2 protein-coding genes are annotated in these 1,410 nt (G+C 61.9%); both read left to right on the forward strand.

The features are described 5' to 3' along the window. Positions 1-118 precede the first annotated feature (118 nt). A complete protein-coding gene (locus AAFM29_RS11755) occupies positions 119-928 on the forward strand; it encodes a DUF2569 domain-containing protein (RefSeq protein ID WP_341712988.1) in 810 nt (269 codons plus the stop codon). A gap of 90 nt (positions 929-1,018) precedes the next feature. Then, positions 1,019-1,410, forward strand: a 392-nt coding sequence (locus AAFM29_RS11760; RefSeq protein ID WP_341712989.1) for a hypothetical protein, incomplete at its 3' end; no start/stop codon positions are given.

Here is a 1,410-nt window from a genome sequence, read left to right on the forward strand (position 1 = left end):
CGACCCGTAAGTCCGTGATTCGCAACCGTTTAGCTCCGTAAACAGCCGTTTGATTCGGGAAACCGCGTATCGGCCCCCTGAATTGAATCCCGGCCTCACAAAGCCCATGATGTCCGTAATGGTTCCAAACTGGCACACAATCGCGAAGGCCGCGCAGCGCTATGCCGATGCAATCGAACGGCGTTCGCGGGCGATCGCAAAGGGAATCAGGCCCTTCCTCGAGGCGGCTTTGCCCTGGTGGATCTTCGCCTGGCTAATGCTCGCCGCGGTCAAGATGGCCAGCGCCGCCACCCCGATCATGTCCTTCACCGAATTCGCCGGCATATTCCTGCCCTATGCCTTGATCGGCCTGGCACCCATCATAGGCTTGCGGCTCGCCGAGGCGGCATTCCCGCAAGGCGAGATCAAGTGGCAGCCCAGCTTTCGCTTCGCGATGATCGGACGTTGGCGCAAGCTGGATTTTAACTCCGCACGCAAGCACCCGCTGTTCGGCCCCGCAGGGCTCATGGCATCGCTGCTCATCGGCATGTTGCTCAACGTGGTGTTCCGCAGCACCGAATTCATGCTGGCGATCCCGGCCATGAGCCAGATGGCCCCCGGTTGGGGTCGAGCGTTGTTCCTGGCAATGGCATTCGACGTTATCGCGATGAACTTCCTCTATGTCGTCTGCTTCGTCATGGCGCTGCGGACCGTCCCATTCTTCCCGCGCATGCTGGCGATCGTGTGGGCGATCGATATCGGCATGCAGTTCGCCATCGCGCAGGCGGTCGGCATGCAGCCCGACCTCCCGCACAAAGTCGCGATGTCACTGGCCGAGCTGCTGCAGGGCAATGTCACCAAAGTGCTGGTCAGCATGTTCGTGTGGCTGCCCTATTTGATGCTATCGGCCCGGGTGAACGTGACCTACCGCAGCCGACTGGCTGCCTGACTGATCCCGATACCGTCTCCGGGCCCAAGCATCTCGCACCGATAATCCAGCTGTGCTAGGCACCGGCCGCGGTGGTTGGAGGAGTTCGGCGTGCACAGCACGATCCGCAGGGGGCGAAGGCGATTGGGTTTGCTGCTCTTGTGGGCAGGGATCTTCGCCGCTGCTATTCAGCTTGCCGCATCGACGCTTGCCATTGGCTGGGAGCGCGGTTTCGTGAAATGCGTGCCGATGCCGAACTACAACCGGGTCCGCCTGCCCGAACGACGCGAGGGACCCGCTAACCCCGACATGTCGGGAGAGGTCGCCCAGGCAATCGCCGAAAGCGTTTCGGAAACCTCAGCAAACCCGGTGCCACCCAAGTCGCAATCTGCCCCAGCGGCAAGTACGGTAACGGCGCCCTCGGCCTTCATCCCGGTGGAATTTGACATCCTGACCCCAGGCGCCGGTGGCGACGCGGTGGGCGGAGAAGCAATTGTAGTTCG

Origin of the sequence: Erythrobacter sp., from assembly GCF_038133525.1 — a bacterium.
Taxonomy (GTDB): Bacteria; Pseudomonadota; Alphaproteobacteria; order Sphingomonadales; family Sphingomonadaceae; genus Qipengyuania.

Excerpts from the sequence above, each read along its gene's own strand:
- AAFM29_RS11755 (WP_341712988.1), top strand. The coding sequence starts at position 119 with ATGGTTCCAAACTGGCACACAATCGCGAAGGCCGCGCAGCGCTATGCC.